The sequence below is a fragment of the Pedobacter sp. WC2423 genome (assembly GCF_040822065.1).
Taxonomy (GTDB): Bacteria; Bacteroidota; Bacteroidia; order Sphingobacteriales; family Sphingobacteriaceae; genus Pedobacter.
Map to the genome: position 1 here is coordinate 2,911,892 of NZ_CP162005.1, position 22,254 is coordinate 2,934,145.

The 22,254-nt window shown below is 38.6% G+C and carries 23 protein-coding genes and 1 tRNA gene; 4 read left to right on the forward strand and 20 right to left on the reverse strand.

Annotated features, from left to right (window positions below):
* The first annotated feature begins 98 nt into the window (after positions 1-98).
* The 4 genes from AB3G38_RS11800 (at position 99) to AB3G38_RS11815 (ending at position 4,248) form a co-directional block, all read left to right on the forward strand.
* The gene (locus AB3G38_RS11800; protein WP_367868667.1) at positions 99-1,574 is read left to right on the forward strand and encodes an aldehyde dehydrogenase family protein; all 1,476 of its coding nucleotides are present in this window, start codon (positions 99-101) and stop codon (positions 1,572-1,574) included.
* Between the two features lie 38 nt (positions 1,575-1,612).
* Positions 1,613-2,599, forward strand: a complete 987-nt coding sequence (locus tag AB3G38_RS11805; protein ID WP_367868668.1) for an amidohydrolase family protein — start codon at positions 1,613-1,615, stop codon at positions 2,597-2,599.
* A gap of 167 nt (positions 2,600-2,766) precedes the next feature.
* On the forward strand, positions 2,767-3,324 hold the full coding sequence (locus AB3G38_RS11810) for an NADPH-dependent FMN reductase (RefSeq protein WP_367868669.1): 558 nt from the start codon (positions 2,767-2,769) through the stop codon (positions 3,322-3,324).
* A 9-nt stretch (positions 3,325-3,333) separates the two neighbouring features.
* The gene (locus tag AB3G38_RS11815; protein WP_367868670.1) at positions 3,334-4,248 is read left to right on the forward strand and encodes a DUF5996 family protein; all 915 of its coding nucleotides are present in this window, start codon (positions 3,334-3,336) and stop codon (positions 4,246-4,248) included.
* 216 nt (positions 4,249-4,464) lie between these two features.
* Here the strand turns inward: AB3G38_RS11815 and AB3G38_RS11820 are convergent, their stop codons facing one another.
* From AB3G38_RS11820 to AB3G38_RS11915, 20 genes are all read right to left on the reverse strand, one after another.
* A complete protein-coding gene (locus AB3G38_RS11820; protein WP_367868671.1) occupies positions 4,465-4,851 on the reverse strand; it encodes a VOC family protein in 387 nt (128 codons plus the stop codon).
* A gap of 92 nt (positions 4,852-4,943) precedes the next feature.
* Entirely contained in the window at positions 4,944-5,540 is a 597-nt protein-coding gene (locus AB3G38_RS11825; protein ID WP_367868672.1) for a Crp/Fnr family transcriptional regulator, read from the reverse strand.
* Positions 5,541-5,565: 25 nt separating this feature from the next.
* Positions 5,566-6,048, reverse strand: coding sequence for a hypothetical protein (locus AB3G38_RS11830; RefSeq protein WP_367868673.1), 483 nt, complete (start codon positions 6,046-6,048; stop codon positions 5,566-5,568).
* A 338-nt stretch (positions 6,049-6,386) separates the two neighbouring features.
* The gene (locus AB3G38_RS11835) at positions 6,387-7,265 is read right to left on the reverse strand and encodes a helix-turn-helix domain-containing protein (protein WP_367868674.1); all 879 of its coding nucleotides are present in this window, start codon (positions 7,263-7,265) and stop codon (positions 6,387-6,389) included.
* A 43-nt stretch (positions 7,266-7,308) separates the two neighbouring features.
* Positions 7,309-7,785, reverse strand: a complete 477-nt coding sequence (locus AB3G38_RS11840) for a signal peptidase II (RefSeq protein WP_367868675.1) — start codon at positions 7,783-7,785, stop codon at positions 7,309-7,311.
* Positions 7,786-7,804: 19 nt separating this feature from the next.
* Positions 7,805-8,416 (reverse strand): biopolymer transporter ExbD, encoded by a 612-nt coding sequence (locus tag AB3G38_RS11845; protein ID WP_367868676.1) that lies wholly within the window; start codon positions 8,414-8,416, stop codon positions 7,805-7,807.
* Between the two features lie 487 nt (positions 8,417-8,903).
* Positions 8,904-9,146 (reverse strand): hypothetical protein, encoded by a 243-nt coding sequence (locus AB3G38_RS11850; protein WP_367868677.1) that lies wholly within the window; start codon positions 9,144-9,146, stop codon positions 8,904-8,906.
* A 606-nt stretch (positions 9,147-9,752) separates the two neighbouring features.
* Positions 9,753-9,832 (reverse strand) — tRNA-Leu (locus tag AB3G38_RS11855).
* Between the two features lie 77 nt (positions 9,833-9,909).
* A complete protein-coding gene (locus tag AB3G38_RS11860) occupies positions 9,910-10,212 on the reverse strand; it encodes a DUF3817 domain-containing protein (RefSeq protein WP_367868678.1) in 303 nt (100 codons plus the stop codon).
* Between the two features lie 78 nt (positions 10,213-10,290).
* Positions 10,291-10,815 carry a Fe-S protein assembly co-chaperone HscB gene (gene hscB / locus AB3G38_RS11865; protein WP_367868679.1) on the reverse strand — a complete coding sequence of 175 codons (525 nt, stop codon included), beginning with the start codon at positions 10,813-10,815 and terminating at the stop codon, positions 10,291-10,293.
* A 6-nt stretch (positions 10,816-10,821) separates the two neighbouring features.
* Positions 10,822-12,153 (reverse strand): RIP metalloprotease RseP, encoded by a 1,332-nt coding sequence (gene rseP / locus AB3G38_RS11870; protein WP_367868680.1) that lies wholly within the window; start codon positions 12,151-12,153, stop codon positions 10,822-10,824.
* A 30-nt stretch (positions 12,154-12,183) separates the two neighbouring features.
* Positions 12,184-13,350, reverse strand: a complete 1,167-nt coding sequence (locus tag AB3G38_RS11875; protein ID WP_367868681.1) for a 1-deoxy-D-xylulose-5-phosphate reductoisomerase — start codon at positions 13,348-13,350, stop codon at positions 12,184-12,186.
* Positions 13,347-14,852, reverse strand: coding sequence for a GH3 auxin-responsive promoter family protein (locus tag AB3G38_RS11880; protein ID WP_367868682.1), 1,506 nt, complete (start codon positions 14,850-14,852; stop codon positions 13,347-13,349). The genes AB3G38_RS11875 and AB3G38_RS11880 overlap by 4 nt, the downstream gene beginning before the upstream one ends.
* A gap of 9 nt (positions 14,853-14,861) precedes the next feature.
* Positions 14,862-15,647: a hypothetical protein gene (locus tag AB3G38_RS11885; protein WP_367868683.1), complete on the reverse strand. Its 786-nt coding sequence runs from the start codon at positions 15,645-15,647 to the stop codon at positions 14,862-14,864.
* A complete protein-coding gene (locus tag AB3G38_RS11890) occupies positions 15,644-16,612 on the reverse strand; it encodes a glycosyltransferase family 2 protein (protein ID WP_367868684.1) in 969 nt (322 codons plus the stop codon). Before AB3G38_RS11890 ends, AB3G38_RS11885 begins: the two co-directional genes overlap by 4 nt.
* Positions 16,613-16,614: 2 nt before the next feature.
* A complete protein-coding gene (locus AB3G38_RS11895) occupies positions 16,615-17,568 on the reverse strand; it encodes a glycosyltransferase family 2 protein (protein ID WP_367868685.1) in 954 nt (317 codons plus the stop codon).
* Between the two features lie 123 nt (positions 17,569-17,691).
* Positions 17,692-18,231: a DUF4199 domain-containing protein gene (locus tag AB3G38_RS11900; RefSeq protein ID WP_367868686.1), complete on the reverse strand. Its 540-nt coding sequence runs from the start codon at positions 18,229-18,231 to the stop codon at positions 17,692-17,694.
* Between the two features lie 8 nt (positions 18,232-18,239).
* On the reverse strand, positions 18,240-18,914 hold the full coding sequence (locus tag AB3G38_RS11905; protein ID WP_367868687.1) for a hypothetical protein: 675 nt from the start codon (positions 18,912-18,914) through the stop codon (positions 18,240-18,242).
* Positions 18,907-20,169: a dihydroorotase family protein gene (locus AB3G38_RS11910; RefSeq protein WP_367868688.1), complete on the reverse strand. Its 1,263-nt coding sequence runs from the start codon at positions 20,167-20,169 to the stop codon at positions 18,907-18,909. Before AB3G38_RS11910 ends, AB3G38_RS11905 begins: the two co-directional genes overlap by 8 nt.
* Before the next feature lie 6 nt (positions 20,170-20,175).
* Entirely contained in the window at positions 20,176-22,203 is a 2,028-nt protein-coding gene (locus AB3G38_RS11915) for a BatA domain-containing protein (RefSeq protein WP_367868689.1), read from the reverse strand.
* Positions 22,204-22,254: the final 51 nt, after the last annotated feature.

The window sequence follows — 22,254 nt, forward strand, 5'->3', positions numbered from 1 at the left end:
TTTATCATACATCACATTTCAGGGATTAATAGCGGTGTAAGTTTGTTTTATTAAAAAAGTGGGAAGACACATTCTTCAAATTCATAAACATAAAACAGATGAAAAACATTATGCAAATACTATTGCTAAACAATGAATGGAATGGTAAGATTTACATAAATGGCTGGGTTAAACCTGGACGCGGAACAGAAGAAATTTTGGAAAAAGCTACTGGGATCAACATTGGACAAACCGGTATCGCTTCACCAGAAGATATAGCCAATGCCGGAGCAATTGCACGCATCGCCCAAAAAAGCTGGGCAAAAAAATCAGGTGCCCAAAGGGGTGACATTTTAAGAGAATTTGCAAACCTTATTCATCACTATTCAGATGAAATAGCCACTTACCTGGTTAAAGAAACCGGCTCTATCCTATTAAAAGCTAAATGGGAAGTGCAAATGGCAGCAAGAGAATTTACTGAAGCTGCAGCCCTGGCAACCCAGCCTGTTGGTTTTCTTACTTCAACATTGGAGCCTGACTTTCAAAGTATCGCCAGAAGAATCCCACTGGGTGTAATCGGAATTATCACTCCATGGAATTCCCCGATCATTTTAGCGGCACGCGCAATTGCACCAGCACTAGCGATGGGAAATGCTGTTATCTTAAAACCAGACGTCCAGTCGCCCGTATCTGGTGGTTTCATATTTGCCAGGCTGCTTGAACTTGCCAATCTTCCTGAGGGACTGTTTCATGTTCTGCCAGGCGGTCCTGAAACGGGAGAAGCATTGGTAAAAGAGCCAACAGTAGATATGATCAGTTTTACAGGTTCAACCAGAGCGGGAAAACTTGTGGGTGCAAATGCCAGCGGACTACTTAAACGGGTAGCGTTAGAGCTTGGAGGAGACAATCCATATGTTGTTCTTGAGGACGTAGATATTGAAGCTGCCGCTGCTGCAGGAACATGGGGAAGCTTTTTCCATCAAGGACAGATTTGTCTATCTATAGGAAGACACCTGGTACATGAAGATATAGCCGAGGCTTACACTAAGGCTCTGGTTAGAAAAGCACAGGCGCTAATCGTTGGAAATCCATTGGACGAGAAAGTACAGGTAGGCCCGGTAATCAATGAGAGACAAGTGTTGAATGTACTCAGGATTCTTGAAGAGAGTGTTGCAAAGGGAGCACGGATCCTTACTGGCGGAAAACGGAACAATCTTTTTATGGAGCCAACTGTAGTGACCAATGTATTGCCTGGAATGCCACTATTTGATGAAGAAATCTTTGGGCCGATTGCCACAATTACAACCTTCAAAAATGATGAGGAAGCAATAGAATTAGCGAACATGACTGAGTATGGGCTGGTATCTGCAGTAGTATCAAATAACCTGGTGAGAGCACAGCATATAGCAGACCATATCAGAACAGGCGTTGTCCATATTAACGATCAAACTGTTGTCCATGGAATTTACGGACCTATTGCTGGCGTTGGTAAATCTGGAAATGGCTTTGGCCATGGCACAGTGAGTAATGCTGATACATTTTCAGAATGGCAGTGGATCACTACCCATGCAGCAATTCCAAACTACCCTTTCTAAATCAACAATTAAATCAGAAACAACTTAACCTTAATATAATGAATAACAAGCATAGAATTGATGTACATCAGCATGTATTACCTCCATTCTGGTCCGAAGCATTAAACTCAAACGGTGGCGATCCTTCCGGCCCCAGGTCAGGAGATTCGAGTAATTCAGTAGTTCCAAAATGGTCACCTGAGGGAGCCATTGCCCTGATGGATAGTTTGGAAATATCAACAGGTATATTGTCACTAACTTCACCTGGAATTGTTGGATGGGCTTCAGAATCACAGGCGGGTATGGCAAGAAAAATCAATGAATATACAGCAAGTTTGGTCAGCAAAAATCCATTGCGGTTTGGAAATTTCGCTACACTTCCAATGCCACACGTGGAAGAGTCACTTGCAGAGATTGAATACGCATTAGATGTATTGCATGCTGATGGGATTATACTGTTTAGTAATTACGGAGATCAATATCTCGGGGATGCTCAATTCTTGCCATTATGGCAAGAATTAAACGATAGAAAAGCCGTTGTATTCATACACCCCGGACTTCCAATTACGCCGATGCAGGGAATAGCAGGACCATTGGTAGATTATCCCTTTGCAACTACAAGGGTAGCTGTTCAGCTTGTTTTAAATGGAATTATAAGCCGCTTTCCAGCTGTCAATATTATACTTGCGCATGCAGGTGGATTTGTTCCATATGCAGTGCACCGATTTGTCGAACTGGCCCATGTGTTCAGGACTGATACCCCAAATCATGAAGAAATCCTGCAAAGCTTCCGTAAATTTTATTATGATACCGCATTGGCTTCCAGCCCTACCTCACTTCCAAGTCTGACTGCTTTTGCCAAACGGGAAAATATTTTGTTTGGAACAGATTATCCTTTTGCACCAGCCGGTGTAGTGGCTGACTTTACTCAATATCTTGATCAACACCAATTCAGTGATCCACTGCAAAGAAGTGAAATAAGCCATCAAAATGCATTAGTTCTATTCCCCCGCCTGTCGGAGCAACTCATTACAAAAGGGGTTTAATAGTAAAATGTATCAAGGTATTCTTTATATATCAATAGATATGCTATGTAACCAATGAATTTTAGTGTGAACCTCAAAAGTTTTTGTCCAATTTTTGGGGTCACACCAATTGAGACGGCCTCTTTGCATTAAATTCCCTTTATGTACAAATCAAAAATATAGAAATTATGAATAAAGTTATAGGCATTCTTGCAGGAAGCCTTCGTAAGGAATCATTTTCAAAAAAGATAAGTAAAGCTGTATTAGCTATGGCACCACAAGGTTTTAAGTTTAGAACAATTTCATTAGCCGATCTTCCGATCTACAATCAGGATTTCGATGACGACAATGAGGTTCCCCCAGCCATCACCCTGTTCAGGGAAGAGATGGCAAAAGTTGACGGCATTTTATTTATAACCCCAGAATATAACAGATCAGTTCCAGCGCTTTTGAAGAACGCCCTGGATGTAGGATCACGACCTTATGGTGAAAGCGTATGGAATTCAAAACCTGCGGCCATTTTCAGCAATTCACCGGGAAATTTATCTGGCTTTGGTGCTAATCATCATTTAAGGCAAAGCCTGGTATTTCTGAACGTACCTACCATGCAGCAACCTGAAGTTTACCTTCATAAAGTGCATGAACTTTTTGATGAAAACGGGAATTTAAATGAAGGGAGCACCAAAGAGCTTTTGCAAAAAGCTGTGGATGCGTATATAATATGGTTTAAAAGGAATGCTGCATAAATTAAAGTCATGAAAAAAAACTGGCCGGTACTTTCCTATAACTTAGGGAAACCTACATACAGCACACTACAATTATTTACACAAATCGTTGGAAAGATAAAACTTGCTACGATGCCGTGGATCAACCATTCATGGAGTATTACGCTTCACATTACACCTGCTGGTCTAACTACGCAAACGATACCTTATAAGGATAAAGATTTCCAAATAGATTTTGATTTGGTAAATCATCAACTAAAAATAACAACAAGTTTGGGGGAATCGCAACAGTTCAGCCTGGAAAATATATCTGTAGCAGGTTTTCACAGAGCTATTCAAAAGAAATTAAAGGAGATAGATATCGACGTAACAATTTCTCCTCTTCCCTCGGAAATCGTAGATCCCATCCCTTTTGAACTCGATGAATTCCACAACACTTATGATAGGGATCAGGCTAGCTCCTTTCACATTGCCTTATTGCGTATTCATGAGGTCTTTCTTATCCATCGCAGCAGCTTTAAGGGTAAAAGCAGTCCGATTCATTTCTTTTGGGGAGGATTTGATTTGTCATTAGCTTTTTTTTCAGGAAAGAAAGCCCCACCTCACCCAGGTCAGATGCCCGGAATGCCCAATTGGGTGCTTCAGGATGCCTACTCGCAAGAGGTACAAACCGTTGGCTTCTGGTCTGGAAATGACGATTTAAAAGAAGCAGCATTCTATTGTTATCTCTATCCTGAACCGGAAGGATATAGTACCGCAGAAATTGAACCCAAAGAGGCCTATTACCATAAGCATAGGGGTGAATTTATTTTATGCTATGCTGAGATACAGCAGTCAGAAGATCCTGAACAAAAGCTATTGGCTTTTTTAAAAAGCACTTATGCTTTAGGCGCTAAAATTGCAAAATGGGATGCTGCATTTGTAGAACCAATTGCGAAAACATAGCATAGATGGACAGACTTTATAAAAAACTTCCCTGAAATTTACCAATCCATTTCCAGAAGTGCATTATTATGGTTTCAATCTTTCCAGAAAAATGAATAATTTCTGAAAACCAAGGTCAGAGTTAAAACTAAAATTCGAGTTAACTCTGGCTTGGTATCTATAAGTGGGAACACCCTGATTTAATTTTGGCCAAAGGGCGAGACTTCATTTGAGTCATTACTTTTTATTATACCATTGTATAAATTCAAGGACATTGTGATCAGGATCGGAAAAATATACCCAGGTTTCTTCATTCTCAATCTTTAATGGCCCCCTTAATATTGGGATTTCCATCGCTTTCAGATCACTTACAGCTTTCTCCAAATCTTCAACTTCCATGCATAAATGGGGACAAAATGGCTTTCTCAATATAGGCAAGCTATAGTCACCAGTCAAATCCTGGATTAATTCAATACGGACATCACCAGCGGAGATAAAAGCGTATTCTTCTTGTTCCTCTTCATTTATAGCTCTGTGATTTAGAGTAAAGGCTAACTTTTCTGTGTAAAAAGCAATTGCTCTGTCCATACTTTGGACTTGTAAAGCTGCATGATCAAATTTCATAATAGTCTTATTTAAGGAGGTGATTCAAAAATCCAAATATCCGTGTTAATGGCTAAGGACGTGTTTAACTATTTTAATTTTATACGTTAAACTTATTTAATATTTGAATGACTTCTCCTGATCATACTTAGGAATACGGGCGTAATTCCGAGGTAGGAAGCAATGTGCTTTTGGGCTAAGCGAGATTCAATCTTGGGATATTTAACAACCAATGCCTTATACCGCTCAGCTCCATTCATTGAAATAGCGTTTAAAACCCTTTCACTTTGCGATAGATTGAAATTTTGATTTAGCAATCTCCAGAATTTATCGAATACCGGAAAATCAAGATAAAGTTGATCTAAGATTTCCTTTTCTATTTGCATCACCAAAGTAGGTTCATGTGCGACAATATTAATTTCGGAGGGGAGCGATTGAAGAAAACTTTTAGAGTCAGAAATCCACCAGTCTTCGAAAGCAAAATTGAGCGTATGCTCATTGCCAAGCTTATCCACAAAAAAGGAACGTAAAAAACCCTCAACTATAAAAAACTCATATTTACAAATCTCCCCTTGCTGTAATAGATATTGCCGTGGTAAAATTTTTCTAAAAGTAAAAAGTGAGGTAAAATGTATTTGTTCAGCTGTTGATAAATTGATTCTTTTCAATACATGATTTATCAGTAAGGTGTCAGCATGTGTTTTTTCCAAAGCAAGCAATATTTTTTATGCGTAATTACTTACAAATCGCTGCCTCAAAGCTACCTTTGAATTCAGTATCAGCATCTAAGCCTTTTATGTCTACTTTACCTATGATCTTATCTGCTGTAATCGAGGTTACTTCGATAATCGTATTTTCTGAATTAAATAAGGCTCCTGATTTACCAGTAGCGTCCCGCGGATCTGAAATAAGCACATAAACGTCATCTTGCGAGAACCGACCTACTTTCTTAGGGACGCTTAAGCGAATCAAAAAAGATTGCTCTGCACTTGCACATGATTTATCGGCATCTGGAGAAATATATATAGCAAAAAGCTGGTCTTGCGTATATTTGGGCATCCTAAAAAAGCTGTTATATCTTTCTATAATCACTTTTGCGTTAAAAGGAACACCATAGAGTTTTCCTGAAATGGGGGATATTTGCTCAACAGGCTTTTTATCCTTTTTACAACCTATAAACACAGCGCATAAAATCAACACAGTTAAAAGAGCTCTCATAATTCAGATTTGTAATATATACAACTTTAAATGGCAAAATGTTTTATGCGATAGCATGTTTAAAGTTATTCATAAGCTTAGGATGGTTTTGTTCGCCATTAATCAATTATTCGGTTTAGGAATAATCACTTTAAATTGTTCTGTATTTACATCATTCACAAACTGAATTTTTGATAAAAATCTTTAGAGTGGATTGAACAAAATAGTCCCTGTGAATTAAGGATAATCAAACAACCCTATACAAAATGTACTCATGAGCAGGAATACTTTGAACACCTTGACAGGTTTCTAAGCCTTCTCGAACCGATAATTGATGATCCTTCAAGATGCAGGCAATCTTACATCCTTTGTCTTCTATATTCTGTAGGACTTAAGCCAGTATTTTTTCTAAAAAACCGGCTAAAGATAAACTGATCCGTAAAAAACAATAATTCTGACACCTTCGCTATTGATAAGCCAGTTTCATGAAGTAGTAATTTTGATTGCAATATTATCATTTCATCAATTAAAACTCCTGCAGTTTTCCCAGTAGATAGTTTAGTTAATTTCGTAAGATAATTTGGTGTTACAGACAAGAGGTTCGCATAAAAACTTAACTTTTTATTCTCCGGCATATATTCAAGTAAAAGCTTTATAAATTCATGAGAAAGCGTCTCTTGCCGATTGTAATGATTGATACTGAGCGTATTTATTTTAAATATAGCAGAAATCTCAAATAAAAATAGTCTAAAACAATTCAAAACGATTTCTTCTCTAAAAGGATAGTTATCAGCCAATTTATTTTTTTGTTCTAATAATTGCATAAGACTCTTAACATTCAAACTCTCATACTGTGGAATACTTATTTTACCTGCATATTGGGATGATAAGAATCTGAATGAATCCAAATACTTATGATCAATGCCTAAAGTTATTGGCATCTTAATTGAAAAGCTGACAACGTTTATAAGCAAGTTATCGCTTAAATATATGAACTGACCCACAGTATGGGGCAGCAGAACCAAGAGATCATTTTCTTTTAAGGTATAATCAATCAAATCTAATTTAATTTCACATTCACCACTATCAATGATTAGTATAGTAAAATGATCAAGACGAAAAGGATAATCAATTGGTAAGTAGGAAATGGATTTCTTCTGTAAATAAACATGTAGATTTTCATCAATCGGATTTTCTCCAAAAGATGCCAGGATTTGTGCAATCGTCAGTTTCTTCATTTCTTTCTTCTGCTATCTTCCCTTTATAATCTTCAATACAATTTTACCTGTTTATAATTTTAAAGATCGTTATTAATGTTCCTATAACAATGTATATATCAGCAAGATTAAATATTCCCGTTCTAATATTTAATAACTCGACATAAATAAAATCGGTAACTGATCCAAAAATAAGTCTATCATATAAGTTACCAATGCCTCCTCCGATTAAAAAGCAGCACCCTAAAAGGTGTAAATTAAATAATTTAGTGTTGAGCAGAATGTAACAAGTTGCAACAGCAATGCCTATAAAAGGTATTATAGTAAGAATGACAAATTTTAGTGAGCTTGGCACATTGCTGCCCAAACTCATAAATGCCCCTGAATTTTCTATTTTTAGCAAAATGATTTTGCCATTAATAACATCAACTGGTGAATTGTATGTAAGATATCTTCTAGCTACGTTTTTTGAAATCTGGTCACATCCAATAATTACAACTAGAATTGAAAGTATGAGAGTGATTCTTAAAATTAATTTCATTATAGTTCTTTTCCTACCCTTAATTGCCTTCTTGATTTGTGATTAAACTAAACTTATTAATTTTTTGCTTTTGCAAAATGTCAACAACCTTTTTAATTGATAGATATTCTTCATTTTGGTCTGCTTTAATACTGATTCTCATTGCCGTAGTGTGAAGTTCGGCAACTGCTTTACGGGATTGTAAAATCCAATCTGACAATTGATTGTTTGTTGAATCCGCTGGAATCCCCTGGCTCAATCCAGAGGATTTTTTTTGCTTGTTGTCCATCATTATATATTGCTTTAGAGATTGGATAGGAACTCCAAACGACGACATCAATGAAAATCTTTTTTTCTCCTCCGGTGTGAAAGAAATCTTATACTGTTCGCCCATTTTTTCTAAAGTTGCGATCTTAATATCTGAACCTAAAGTTTCAAGAAATACTTTCCCCTTGCCCCCTATGGTTAATATTAGAAGATCTTTCTCTGGCACTGGTATCTTATATGTCGAGGAGGGTACCTGTATACTTACTGGATCCGGGGGAGTGAAAGTAGAGGTCATTATAAAGAAATTTAATAATAAAAATGTGACATCGCACATCGCTGTCATATCAACTGATGTACTTTTCCTTTGGACTTTGATTCGTGGCATATCGTTTTGTAATATTATTTATGACGAATTTCCTTTTTATGCCTGATATCTAAATAGCTTGTTGTGACTAAAATATGTTCAAAAGTGACAAATGAAGCATAAATAGTCTATTGCAGTTATATTTTGAAACATCGGATTGCGCACCAATGGATGCACATGAGCACCAAAGCAGATCTATACAAAAATGTTGATAGGCTGATTTGTGTATTTGGCATCGAAGCTCTTTTGACAATGCCAATAATTTCTTTCTGACTGAATAATCATTAAAAATGGGGTTGTATATGAATTATAAAGCTCAAGGATTGTATTTAACTGTGAGAAGGTTTCTCATTATTCCCTGGTTATTTGATTACCTACAAAAAACACGTTTGATATTTTTTGAGTTCAAAGCAGCTGGTTACGATTTTTTAATCAGCTGATTACCTCCTGATTTTATAGTTCAATTTATCCTTATTAAACGCTCCTGATTACTTTGATAAGAGATCGGTCAACGCTTCAGCGGAATTCTTAAGGGGAGGAAAGATCCTGTTTTTTCCAGGCTGGCTACTTTGACGAAAGTTCTCTGATGCCTTTGGGTTTCCATTGCTTGTTTCATTATGCCAGGTACAGAACTTTTGAAACAACGGGTACGCCAAACTGCTGCTTTAAAAATGAAATCGTCCTGGATTCCCTTTGAAAATTTACCCGTTAAACTTCCCATAATAAATATCTTTTCACCAATGTAAGCCATTAGCGTTAAAGATTATCCTGATGCGTAAAAAATGTCCGTAATTGTCCGCAGCTGTCTGCAATTGTCCGCAGTTGTCCGTGGGTTAGTCAAAGGGAAAATTATAATTTCATTAATCTTCAACTAGTTATGGCTTGGTTGTGCCTGAGTGGTGGTCGGGGTGACACCAGGTTGTAAACAGGCTTTAAGCATGGCAAGTCCAAGCTGTTTCAACTAGTTGTTTTGACTTGGACTTGCCATGCTCTCACGTTACTTTAGCATTGCTCTTACCCTAACGAGTACTCAGGCAGTACTCAGGCAGTACCCGGACGATATAGCTTTATGATTTAGCTATTTTGAATTTATTTACGAACAGCCCGGCCTTGCTTCCCCTGAGTCATTCCCAGGCAAATTGAAAGCTTTCAGCGCAACTTCCAAAGGCATAAGAGCATCCGTGACATCTAAGACTTTCTGTTTAGCGTGTCAAAATTTATGCTTAAAAAAGAGCCTGCTCCACAAGTTTATGACTTGATCCGTATTGATCCACAAAAACTGTATGTAATGTAGTATGCAACATAAACAACAAAGCCCGTAAACTATTAATTTACAGGCTTTTAAGTGTTGTTAACGTACCCAGTGCCGGAGTCGAACCGGCACGGTTTCCCACAGGTGTTTGAGACCAGCGCGTCTACCAATTCCGCCAACTGGGCATTGCTATTAAGCGGGATGCAAATCTATATATTCAGGACAATATATCCAAGACTTATTTTCAAAATAACGCCTTATATTATGCTTTCACCTGACCTACAGGCTCTTCCTTTAACTTTTTATCTACATAAAATGGTGCAAAAGGCAATAACGAAGCCAGAAACACTAAAATCGTCTTTCCGATTTTCCATTTATACTCTATCCAGCACATGATGACCATTACCAAATAAAACATGAACAACACACCATGTGCCCACCCGGTATATTTTACAGCCAAAGGCATGTTCGCAAAATACTTCAATGGCATAGCAATAAAAATCAGTGCGATGTAAGAAATACCTTCAGCAACTGCTACTTTTCTAAAAAGGGATAAAGTGCTCATAAATTCAGATTTGTCCAAAAATAGAAAAACCGGGACAGCAATGCCCGGTTATCTTTATTTTTTACATTGGCGGGACACCTATTCCAGCTTAAGCAAGCTATCGTTGATCCTGTTCAAGTATTTCTTTCTATAGTACAAATCCTTAATTGCAGCTAAAGTAGTCGCTTCAGTGTCCTTATTCTGCGTATCAAACACAACGATCAGTCTGTCCAGCTCCTGCTCCATACTATCAGCGATACGATCAATCTCTTTTTTAATCTCTTGCAGTTTTACCGTATCCGGTTCAAACTGCAATTCCATCAAAGCCTCATTCACATCCATCATTTCCATCAGGAAATCCTGAGGAAGAGCATAATGCTCTCCTTCTGCCAGTATCCCCTTTAATTCAAGGATATAATGAAGACGCTTTTGCGGATCACTCAATACCTGGTAAGCCTTATTGTTCAGCGTTGATAACTCTAAAACCTCCTCTTGCTTTTCAGCAGATTCATTGATATAAAAATCAGGATGATACTTTTTACTCAGCGCATAAAACTGCTGTTTCACCAGCTGTGCATCAGGATTAAAAGATACAGGCAGCTTATAAAACTCAAAATAATCCATATAACGCTATTGAATAAAGGCTTTGAAAATATCGTTACCGAGCACAAAGACCATTAAACTTAATAAGATGACGAAACCTACCATCTGGGCACCTTCCAAAAACTTATCACTTACTGGCTTGCCTTTAATCATTTCCACAATCAGGAACACCACGTGCCCGCCATCAAGTGCTGGTATTGGCAATAAGTTCATAAAAGCCAGAGCAATCGAAATTAAAGCCGTAGAAGCCCAGAAATGCGACCAGATCCAAACCCCGCCATAAACCTTTTGTGCTAATGCAACAGGGCCGGCAAAAGCTTTATTTGCTTTGATTTTACCAGTTAATACTTTCCAGATCCCTTTACCATTATCAGTGAAAGTAATCCAGGCCTGGTTTACACCAATAGGTAATGCTTCAAAGAAACCATAGTTAATCGTTTCCAATTTGATTTCATTTGGATTGAAGCCCATTCCGATTGTACCTACACTGTCCGTACTCACCTCAAAATTAAGTTTCTCAGTTCCGCGGTAAGCTTCAACAATCAGCTTTTTATTTTTCTCTTTCTTCAGTTCTCTGCGGATATCCGCGTCAAATTTCACAGGTACTCCGTTAACAGCAACAATACGGTCACCTTTCTTCATGCCTACTTTAAATGCGGAACGGCCGGCAACTACTGTATCTACAACAGTACTCAGCAATGGTGTACGGCTGATGAATTCTTCCAGACCAAGATCTGCAACCTTGTTTAAAAGGTTATCAGGAACTTTGATATCCAAAGTCTTGCCATCACGCACAACAGTAAGGTTGGTATTATCCAATAATACTTTTGAGCTTGTCAATTCATCAAAACGGATTACTTTTTTACCGTTTACCGCGATTACATGGTCACCCTGTTTCAAACCGATCTCTCTTCCGATACTTCCCGGATTGATCCCATTTTTAACAGAACTGTTTGGAATAAATGTCTCACCGAACTTAAACGTCAGCATCCAGAAAATAAAGATACCTACCACAATGTTCACAAAAATACCTGCAAGCATAACGATTAAACGCTGCCATGCTGGTTTAGACCTGAATTCCCATGGCTGGGGAGGCAATGCCATTGCTTCTTTATCCATAGACTCATCAATCATTCCGGCAATTTTAACATAACCACCTAAAGGCAGCCAGCCAATACCATACTCTACATCTCCACGTTTGATACTGAATAATTTTACACCCCATGCGTCAAAGAACAGATAGAATTTCTCAACTTTAATACCGAAGGCACGCGCCGCAAGAAAATGTCCCAATTCGTGCAAGATTACTAATATTGATAATCCCAATAACAATTGGGCAACCATAATTAATCCGTTCATATTTTATATAGTGTTTTTTACTTTTGAATATTAGATCGCTAAATGTTTTTTTGTTACTAACTGACGGGCAAATATACGCGTATGCTGGTCAGTTTCTAAATAATTATTCAGGCTGGGTGCTTGAATAAAAGTCAGGTCAGACATACATTGCTCAATGACATCGCTCATTTCGAGGAATCCGATGCGGTCATTTAAAAAGGCTTCCACCACTATTTCATTAGCTGCATTGATGATACAAGGCATATTACCACCTTTTTTCAATGCAGTATAAGCCAGCTGAAGATTACGGAAAGTATCCATATCTGGTTTGCAGAAAGTCAACTCAGGATATTCCATGAAGTTAAAACGCGGAAACTGGCTTTGTATTCTCTCTGGATACGCCATCGCATAATGAATAGGCAATTTCATATCCGGTACGCCCATCTGTGCTTTCATCGATCCATCGTTAAACTGTACGATCGAATGTACTACAGATTGCGGGTGTACAATAACATCTATCTGGCTGATGTCCAGATCAAACAACCATTTAGCTTCAATTACTTCAAGCCCTTTGTTCATTAAGGAAGCAGAATCTATGGTGATCTTTGCCCCCATCACCCAGTTTGGATGTTTTAAAGCTTGTTCTTTTTTTACTTTAGCAACGAAATCGCGGTCTTTCCCTCTGAAAGGGCCGCCGGAAGCTGTAATATATATTTTTTCAATCGAACTCAATTCCTCCCCTACCAGGCATTGGAAAATCGCAGAATGTTCAGAGTCTACAGGAATAATCGTTACCCCATTTTCAGCAGCCAGCTTTGTAATCAGCTCTCCTGCCACGACCAGAGTTTCCTTATTAGCCAGCCCAATCTTTTTCTTTGCTTTAATGGCAGCAATAGTTGGTCTTAAACCAACTGAACCCATAATTGCAGTAAGTACAAAATCGGCAGCAGTTAAAGAGGCAGCTTCGCATAAAGCATCTTCCCCGCAAAGAATATTCATTCCCTGACCAGAAAGTGCATTTTTTACCGCTGCATATTGGCTTTCATCACCAATAACAACTAATTGAGGCTTAAATTCCATTGCCTGCTGAATCAGTAAAGCAGCATTTGCATTTGCCGTCAACGCACAAACCCGGTATAATTCAGGATTCGCACGAATCACGTCAAGGGCTTGGGTGCCTACAGATCCGGTGGACCCCAGTATAGCTATATTTTTCAAATCGTATTTATCAAATTAATCAGGCTGTCTGCAATCTTTCTGTCATTAGACAGACGGGGAACTTTATTCTGCCCCCCAAGCTTACCTTCCGAACGCATATAAGTAACAAATGCATCTTTTTGTAAGGTCCGAATAACCAGCGGCTGCAAAATTTTGCCTTCAATAAGGTCAAAGTAGTAAATATTTTTTTCTTGTAAAGCCTTATCTACTTTTTTACTAAAAGCAGTCAGGTCTTCAGGGGCTTTGGAAAACTCAATAAACCATTCATGGTAAGGTAGTTCTCCAGCTCCGGGGTTCACTTGAGGCGCAACTGTAAATTCTGTAATCCCAACCCCCTGTTCATTGGCCACAGTCAATAATGCCTGTTCCACTTCTTCGCCAATCACATGTTCACCGAAAGCCGAGATAAAATGTTTAATCCTGCCGGTTACCAAAATCTTATACGGGTTTTTAGAGACAAACTTTACCGTATCGCCAATGCTGTATCCCCAGAGCCCAGCATTCGTATTCAATATCAAAGCATAGTTTTTATCCAGTTCTACTTGTTCCAGGCTCAAACGGGCAGGGTTATCATTATAGTATTCATCTGCAGGAATAAACTCATAAAACATCCCCGCTTTAGCCAGGAGCAATAAACTCTTATCCTGCTGGCTATCCTGATAAGCTATAAATCCTTCTGAAGCCGGATAAGTTTCTATCGAATCAATCTTTCTGCCGATACTGGTTTCAATTTTCGAACGGTATGGCTCGTAATTTACCCCTCCGTAAACAAACAGCTGAAAGTTTTTAAAGATATCCTTGATCTGCTTACCACCTGATTGTTCTATCAAACGGTCAAAATACATCTGTACCCAGGGTGGTATCCCCGAAATCAAAGTCATATCCTGATGATAAGTTTCTTTAACTATCGCATCAACTTTCTCTTCCCAATCTTCAATACAGTTGGTTTGGTAAGATGGCAGCCTGTTTTTTTGCAGATAAGCAGGCACAAGGTTCGCTACAATACCCGATAAGCGGCCTACTTTGATACCGTTCTTCTCCGTCATGACAGGACTTCCCTGTAAAAAGATCATTTTACCGTTTACAAAATCAGCATTGCCTGTTTCATGAATATAAGTCAGCAATGCATTACGCGCCGCTTTCAAATGTTCAGGCATTGATTCTTTAGAAATCGGGATGTATTTTGCACCAGAAGTTGTACCGGATGTTTTCGCAAAGTAAGCGGGTTTCCCCTTCCACATCACATCTTTCTCCCCGGCTACTACCCGGTCAATATAAGGCCGCAGCTCTTCATAATCTCTGACCGGAACCTGCTTTTTAAAATCTTCGTAGTTCTTAATGGACAAGAATTGATGGTCTTTGCCGAAAGCAGTATCCTTAGCAGCAGCAATCAGCTGGTGAAAAGTTTCCTTTTGTGCAGCTACCGCATCTTTTTTCCATCGGGTTACCCCTTTTACAATCAAGGCTGCAAACGGTTTACTTAATGCTGCTTTTAATCCCATAAACTGGTTTTAGACTATATTATGAATAATATCATTTTCGTCTCCTTTATATGCACCCGTCATCATTCTATAAGCGATTGTTAACGCTACACTGGATAAAGGAACAATAATAAATGAACTCAGTATATTAACAAAAAATGCAATTACCGGCCATTGCAGGTAATTCAGGAATAGATAGAGCACATGAAATCCGCCCAATACCAGCAATAGCATTAATATTTTAGTAAAATTTCCTTTAGTGATTGCTAAACTGAATTTTAAAGAGCCAAAAGGAGGCTGGTTTTTATCAATAATAAAGAAAGGAAAAAATGAAATCCTTACCCAGGTGATGAATATGGCCACAATACCTACAGATACAGCAATGTTGGTAATCACATTCATTTTTATACCTGTGTAAATAAAAGGAAACGCAACTAAAATCACCACTGCATAAACGCCGATAATAACCAGCATAAAATAAAGCATCCCTACAATAAAACGGATAATTTGCTGGCGGGTAGGCAGCGTGCTGACAATACTGACATCAATCTCCTCATTATCCAGGAGGTGAAAAATGTATTTAAACAGCGAAAGATTGATGGTAAAGTACAATAAGGCGAAAAAAAACGCCATCAGTATACTCAACCCTTTATTCACATCTTTCAGGAAAAATGCCATTAAACTTGATGCATTTGATGTAATGAACATCAGAAAGCATAAAGTAGCAATGGAAAAATAATTCCTTTTGGTTACTTCCCAGGCTTTGCGGATCACTACATTCACTATAAATGTGCTCTCCTTTAAAAAATTTATCATTGCTTTTTAAGTACTATTCTTTTGAAAAAATCTTGTATAAATCCTAATCCATAAGCTGTCAATTGTATGAATGAGGAAATAATACTCAAAAATGCAACTTTCAACGATTTATTTAGCACCAGGGAATGAAAAAATATCAGCATAAAGTATACCAGAAGAAATATGTTCCCCAGATACCCCAGAGGCGGATAAAAAATATTCAGTAATAAGACAGCAATAACACCTAAAGTGAATACGGCAGGAAAAAAATGTACCAATTTCAGCTCAGAAGGAAAATGTTTATAAATATTGATCCTTGCACGGCCAAAAAAGTGAATCTGTTTATAAAACTGGAACATACTTGTTCTTCTTTTATGAAAAACCTTAGCTCCCGGAATCAGACCAATTTTAAATCCCTGCTGATGAATACGTATACTGTATTCAATATCTTCTCCCAGCCTGGTCAGTATAAATCCACCAACCTTCTCCCAGACTTCTCTGGAAACCCCCATATTAAAACTTCTTGGATGGAATTGTCCTACATGTTTTTTATTTCCCCTGATTCCACCAGTGGTAAAAACTGAAGTCATTCCATAACTGATCGCTTTTTGTACCGGGGTAAAACTATCATGCGCGGCATCCGGGCCGCCATAAGCATCCAGATGATGGTCATATAAATAGTCTTTTACAGTCTCCAGGTAGTCATGCGGAATAAGGCAATCAGAATCAAAGATGACGAAATAATCACCTTTTGCTCTTTCAAAACCATAATTCCGGGCAAAACCCTGCCCCTCATTTGGCTTAAAGAAATATTTAATATCCAGTTTATCTGCGTACCTGTTTACAATTTCCTTTGCAGTGAGTGAAGACCCGTCTTCGACCACCACCACTTCAAATTGCGTATAAGTTTGCAGGCAAAGTGTGGCCAGCAGTTCGTCTATCTCCTGTGGCCGGTTATATAAAGGGATAATGATCGAAAAAAACATGCTTAAAGTATTTCTTTTTCTATCAGATAGTCATTGCGTTCCGGTGCATTACGGGTAACCAGTTCGGCTACAAATCCAGTAAGGAAAAGTTGTGAACCTACAATAATAGCTACCAGTGCAATATAAAATCCAGGTTGATCTGTAACTTCTCTTTTGATTGGCAGGTTCATCGAAATGTGATATAATTTCTCACCGATAATCCATAAAGCCATAATTGTACCGATCATAAAGCTCAGTACACCCAGCGAACCAAAAAAGTGCATCGGTCTTTTCCCAAATTTCCCCACAAAAAAGATAGATAACAAATCCAGGAAACCATTGATAAAACGGCTGAAACCAAATTTGGTTACCCCGTATTTACGCGCACGGTGTTCTACCACCTGCTCTCCTATGTTTTTGAATCCAGCCCATTTAGCGATTACAGGGATATAACGGTGCATTTCACCATAAACCTCTATCGTTTTCACGACATCAGAACGGTATGCCTTTAAACCACAGTTGAAATCATTCAGCTGTATGCCAGACATTTTACGGGTTGCAGCATTGAATAATTTTGTAGGTATAGTTTTGGTAATCGGGTCGTAACGTTTCTTTTTCCATCCGGAGATGATATCGAATTTCTCTTCCCTTAATCTGCGGTACAGTTCTGGAATTTCATCCGGACTATCCTGCAAGTCCGCATCCATGGTAATAATCACATCACCCTGCGAAGCTTCAAAAGCTACATTCAGTGCGGCAGATTTTCCATAGTTACGTCTGAACTTAATTGCTTTGACAGCTGTATAAGTCTTTTTCAATTCCTCAATTACTTGCCATGAGGTATCGGTACTGCCATCATCAACAAAAAGGATTTCGTAAGAAAAATTATTGTCAGACATTACTCTGGCAATCCAGGCAGTCAGTTCGGGCAATGATTCGTCTTCGTTAAACAGGGGAATGACAACAGATATGTCCATGCAGTATAAATTCAAGTAAAAATAACGTGCAAATTTTATCAATTAAAATGATAAAACCTGCACGTTTGCTATTTATCTTCTGTTTCTGGCGATGATCAGCCAGGAGATTGTTGCGGCAATCTGCTAAACAGCAGGGTTCTCTTTTTTCAATACCGCAGCACCGATAAGGCTTAATATCAGCCCAAAAAGAGTATAAGTAATCGCAGCTCCGAATCCTATAAATATAGCCAGATAAGGTTTCATCATTTCTACTCCCTTAATTGCTTTCTGATCCTCACCAGCTTTTTCAAGAGCCATGTCAACAGAATGATCCAGCGCTGAAGTATCCAGTACTTTATAATATAAGACAAACAACAAAGCTATAAATAGACCCGAATAGGCTGCAACTTTGAATCCGGCAGAAAATGCCCTGCCAAAACTCATATAGCCGCCAAGCTCAGTTCTGTACCTGGTCTGTGCATACAGAATTGCCAGTATAAAAGGCACGTAGCTACAGATCATACTGATAATTCTTGTAGGTACACTGATGTGCTCATCCTGCGTATCAATATTCAGTAATTTGAATATAAATACCAGCGCCAGGGTATAAAGCGAGAAGGCAATCGCAGCCTGAAAAGCAATTTTGTTCGGTTTAATCTCTATTTCTCTTAATTGTTGTTCCATAAAACAGCTTAGTTTTTTTCGTTAAAAACAGCAATCAGAGTATATACAGCAGTATCAAACTCTTTATTTGCACTGAACTGCTCTAAATCTTTAAACGCCTGCTCATTTGCTTTTGGCTGATTGAAGAAACTCATAAAAGGAACAAATAGTTCTTCCATTTCTTCGCCAAGCTCAATCATTCCTTTATGACTAACGATATCTTCAATGCTGCTTTCTGCTAATTGCTGATTGCTGATCAAATCTTCATAGATATGGAATTCGTCCTGGAACTCATCTTCTTCTACCAACAGGAATTCTCTTAAGAAATCTCCCAGTTCTGGTTTGATCTGTTCATCGTGACACTCATTGATGTATAACAATAAGTTTAATAACTCAGTTCCACGGTCAATGGTATCTTCTTCGATATCTGCCCACTCGTCAGTATCCAGGTAATCTTCTTCCAGTTTCTTAATATCGCTTGCGAAGAAGTTGATCATTAATAAATCAAAATAAACCTCTCTCAGCTCATCAAAAGCCGGGTATTCATCAAATACACCATCAAATTCTTCTACCTTCTCTAAAAAGCCCAGGTCCTTATTGAAAACATCCAGTAAATCCTGTTGTAATGTTAAAGAATCATTACCTGAAAGTGCTGCAAATTTATCTAATGAGGCTACAAGAGCGCTCTGTACTTTACTATCCATATACTTGAAATTGATTGTTGTTATAAACGAGTTGAACTTTCCCGGTCAGGGTTTGATTTAATAAAGGGGTATTTCTTGACTTGGAAAGGTTAGTGGTGCTATTGTATTCCCATTTTTCTGCGGGATTGAAGACGACGAAATTCGCATTTTCACCAGCCGCAATTACAGGGACCTGCAGTTTAAGTAATTTACGTGGATTAATAGCAAGCTTTTCTACGATCTGAGCGGCATCCAGTCCGGCTTTCACCAGTAAAGGCAATACCGTTTGCAAAGCTGTGATTCCGTAAGCCGCAATCTCAAATTCCACATCTTTAAACTCAGGCTCATGCGGGCGGTGCTGTGAAGAAACGGCATCAATAGTTCCATCTTTCAATCCTGCCAGTAAAGCTTTAATATCCGCTTTGCCACGTAATGGCGGTTTAATTTTATAATTGCTGTCGAAATCGTTCAAAAGTTCTTCTGTGAAAACTAAATGATGTGCAGCAACATCACAGGAGATCTGTAAACCATCTTTCTTCGCCTTTTTAATCAGTGCCACAGCACCCGCAGTAGAAATACTGGTGATGTGTATTGGTGCCTGATGATAAGTGGCCAGGAAAATATCTCTTGAAATATGCATTTCTTCTGCTAATGCAGGCATCCCTTTCATTCCAAGTAGTACACTGGTTTTACTTTCATTCACCTGTGATTTACCGGCGATTGCTTTATTTTCAGGATATACGATCAGTAAACCATCAATTCCTTTGCAGTATTGCAGTGCACGGCTCATAAACCCATCATCTGTGATTGGCTTATTTCCATCCGTAAAAGCTATGGCTCCTGCATTTTTCATATCAAAAAGCTCAGCCAGTTCTTTTCCCTCGAGCTCATGACTGATCGCTCCCAGCGGATAAACATCGACCAGGTTATTTTTAGCTTTATTGATTATATATTCTACTTCGCCTTTCGAATGTACCACAGGTTTGGTATGTGGTAAAACAGCCAGACCAGTAAACCCGCCTGCCTGTGCCGCAGCAGTTGCTGTTTTAATATCTTCTTTGGTTTCAAAACCAGGATCTCCAATAGAACAGTTCAGGTCAAAGAATCCTGGCGCCAGAAAAGCACCCTGACCATTGATCACCTGCTCATTTTCCAATGGCTTTAAAGTAAGCTCTATCTCAGCGATTTTTCCCTGTACCACACGAATATCACAGATTTTCTGATTATGCTTGCTATTCGGATCGGTAACGGTTACGCCTGTGAGGAGAAGGTTCATGTCTTTTTATATTTTTAATTTGTTAAAAAATCGAATCAATAGGGCTTCAATGGCTAAAAAAACAGCACACAAAACTAGGCAAAGTTTCCATAACTCTGTGTGGTTATTTTCCACAGCTTTCCATGACAAATCATCCCCAGGTTTCGTCAGATTTACTTTTTGAGGTCCAAAAATTTCCTGAAGAGCTTTATCATCAGCATAATGCAGGTCTGATTCCGTACGGCTTTGGTTAAATGCATAAGTACTGAGTAACGCATCAGCTTTATACAATTCATAAACCCCGGGCGTTTTAATCTGGTCGGCAACATACAATAGAGTCTGACCAGGCACCTGCCTGATTTCCGGAATAACTTCTTGTTTACCAGAAATTAAACGGAGCGACTGATTGGGGTTAATGGCAATGGGCGCCGAGCTCAGATAATTACTCTTCCCGATCGTATAATATAAAGGCTGTTCCTGTACGCTGGTTAAAGCAATTTTATACAATAAGGGCACAAATACCGGGTGCTGAGGTAAATTACTGTCCTTGATATCCAAAGAGGTTGCACAGAGGTACAGTTGTCCTGATCCGGATCTGTATTTACTGAAAAATGGCTGATTCAAAGGTAATCCCATTAAATCTTCCCGCCCGTTTTTGTTATTCCCTGCATAAATAAAGTGCTGGTTTACTTTCGGTAAGTCTAATTTTGCAGGTATCTCTTCAAATACATCATTAAACACCTTGCTTTTTAGTGCGATTGTATTTACAGTAACTGTATCCTTGCTTAAAGAAACAGTTTGCGGAATACCTAAATCTTGTAAAAAAGAAGAATAAACAGCCGCGCCAGCTTCCAGATCAGGAAAAATAACAACTGTCCCTCCATTTTTCATATAGTTTTTAAGCTCCTGGGCCAAACCGCTGGAAGGTGCTTTTAAGCCAGTAATTACAATCAGGTTATATTGATGAAAACCAGCATAAACGATAGCCGGTTCGGGCATCGTACTCAGTTTAAAATAAGGATCTGTGCCAAAAAGTGCATGGATATATTTTCCGGAATTCTCCCCGCTAAGCTGAAGGACTTTCAGTTCAGTACTTACTTTAAAAGTAAAGGCCAGGTTGTCATCAAAAGTGACTGGAAAGTCTTTAATGCTGACCATTCCTTTTTGCCACCCGGCAACTGAACCGCTAAAGCTTAAAGTGTCACGAACCGATTTTCCAGCCGGAATATTTAAAGTAGCCAATGCTTTTTGCTGATTATTGACCGTCAGTTTTAAAGGAATTCCTGTACTGGCATCTGCTGAATAATTACGCAGCTGCACCACAAATTTCTCCCGGTCACCAGGCTTATGTGCGGGAGATAATGACCAGATACTATCTACAGCAACATTAGGGATGGTATTCGCTTTTAGCCTGACCAGGTTGAGCGAATTATTTTTTCCGGTGTGCAGGGTTGATTTCCCCACAAACTGCTGCTGAAAATCAGAAACCACATAGTTGTATTGATTTCTTTTTCCTGCATTTGCTGAGTTTTGCCTGTTAATGACCTGCTGTAAACTGCGTTCTGCAGGAGAAACCTTCACTTCATCAATCAGGTTCGCCAGCTCCTCTGCATTGACCAGGCGCTGATGCCTGCCTTCAAAATCATTCGTTGTTAATTGAAACTTATCATTCAGCTGAAATTGTTTAGCAATTGCCTTTGCTTTACGCTTTGCTTCATCTAATAAAGATCCCTCTTTATTAACCGCCTCCATGCTGTAGGAATTATCCATATAGATATTCACAAGATTTCCATTTTCTGGAGATCCTGCTGATCCGGATGACCAATATGGACGTGCAAAGGCAAGCACCAGGAAAATGATGGCAAGTATGCGGCAAGCCAGGATTAATAAGTTACGAAGTTTTTCGCGGGAAGAATGTTGTACTGTAACAGCCTTTAAGAAAGACACGTTGCTAAAATATACCTTCTTAAATTTCCGGAAATTAAATAAATGAATAAGGATAGGTATAGCTACCGCCAGCAGTGAAAAAAGAAAACCTGGGTAGAGGAAATTCATTAAAAACCAAAGGTATAAATTTAATTACAATCATTCGGTAAAAAACAGAAA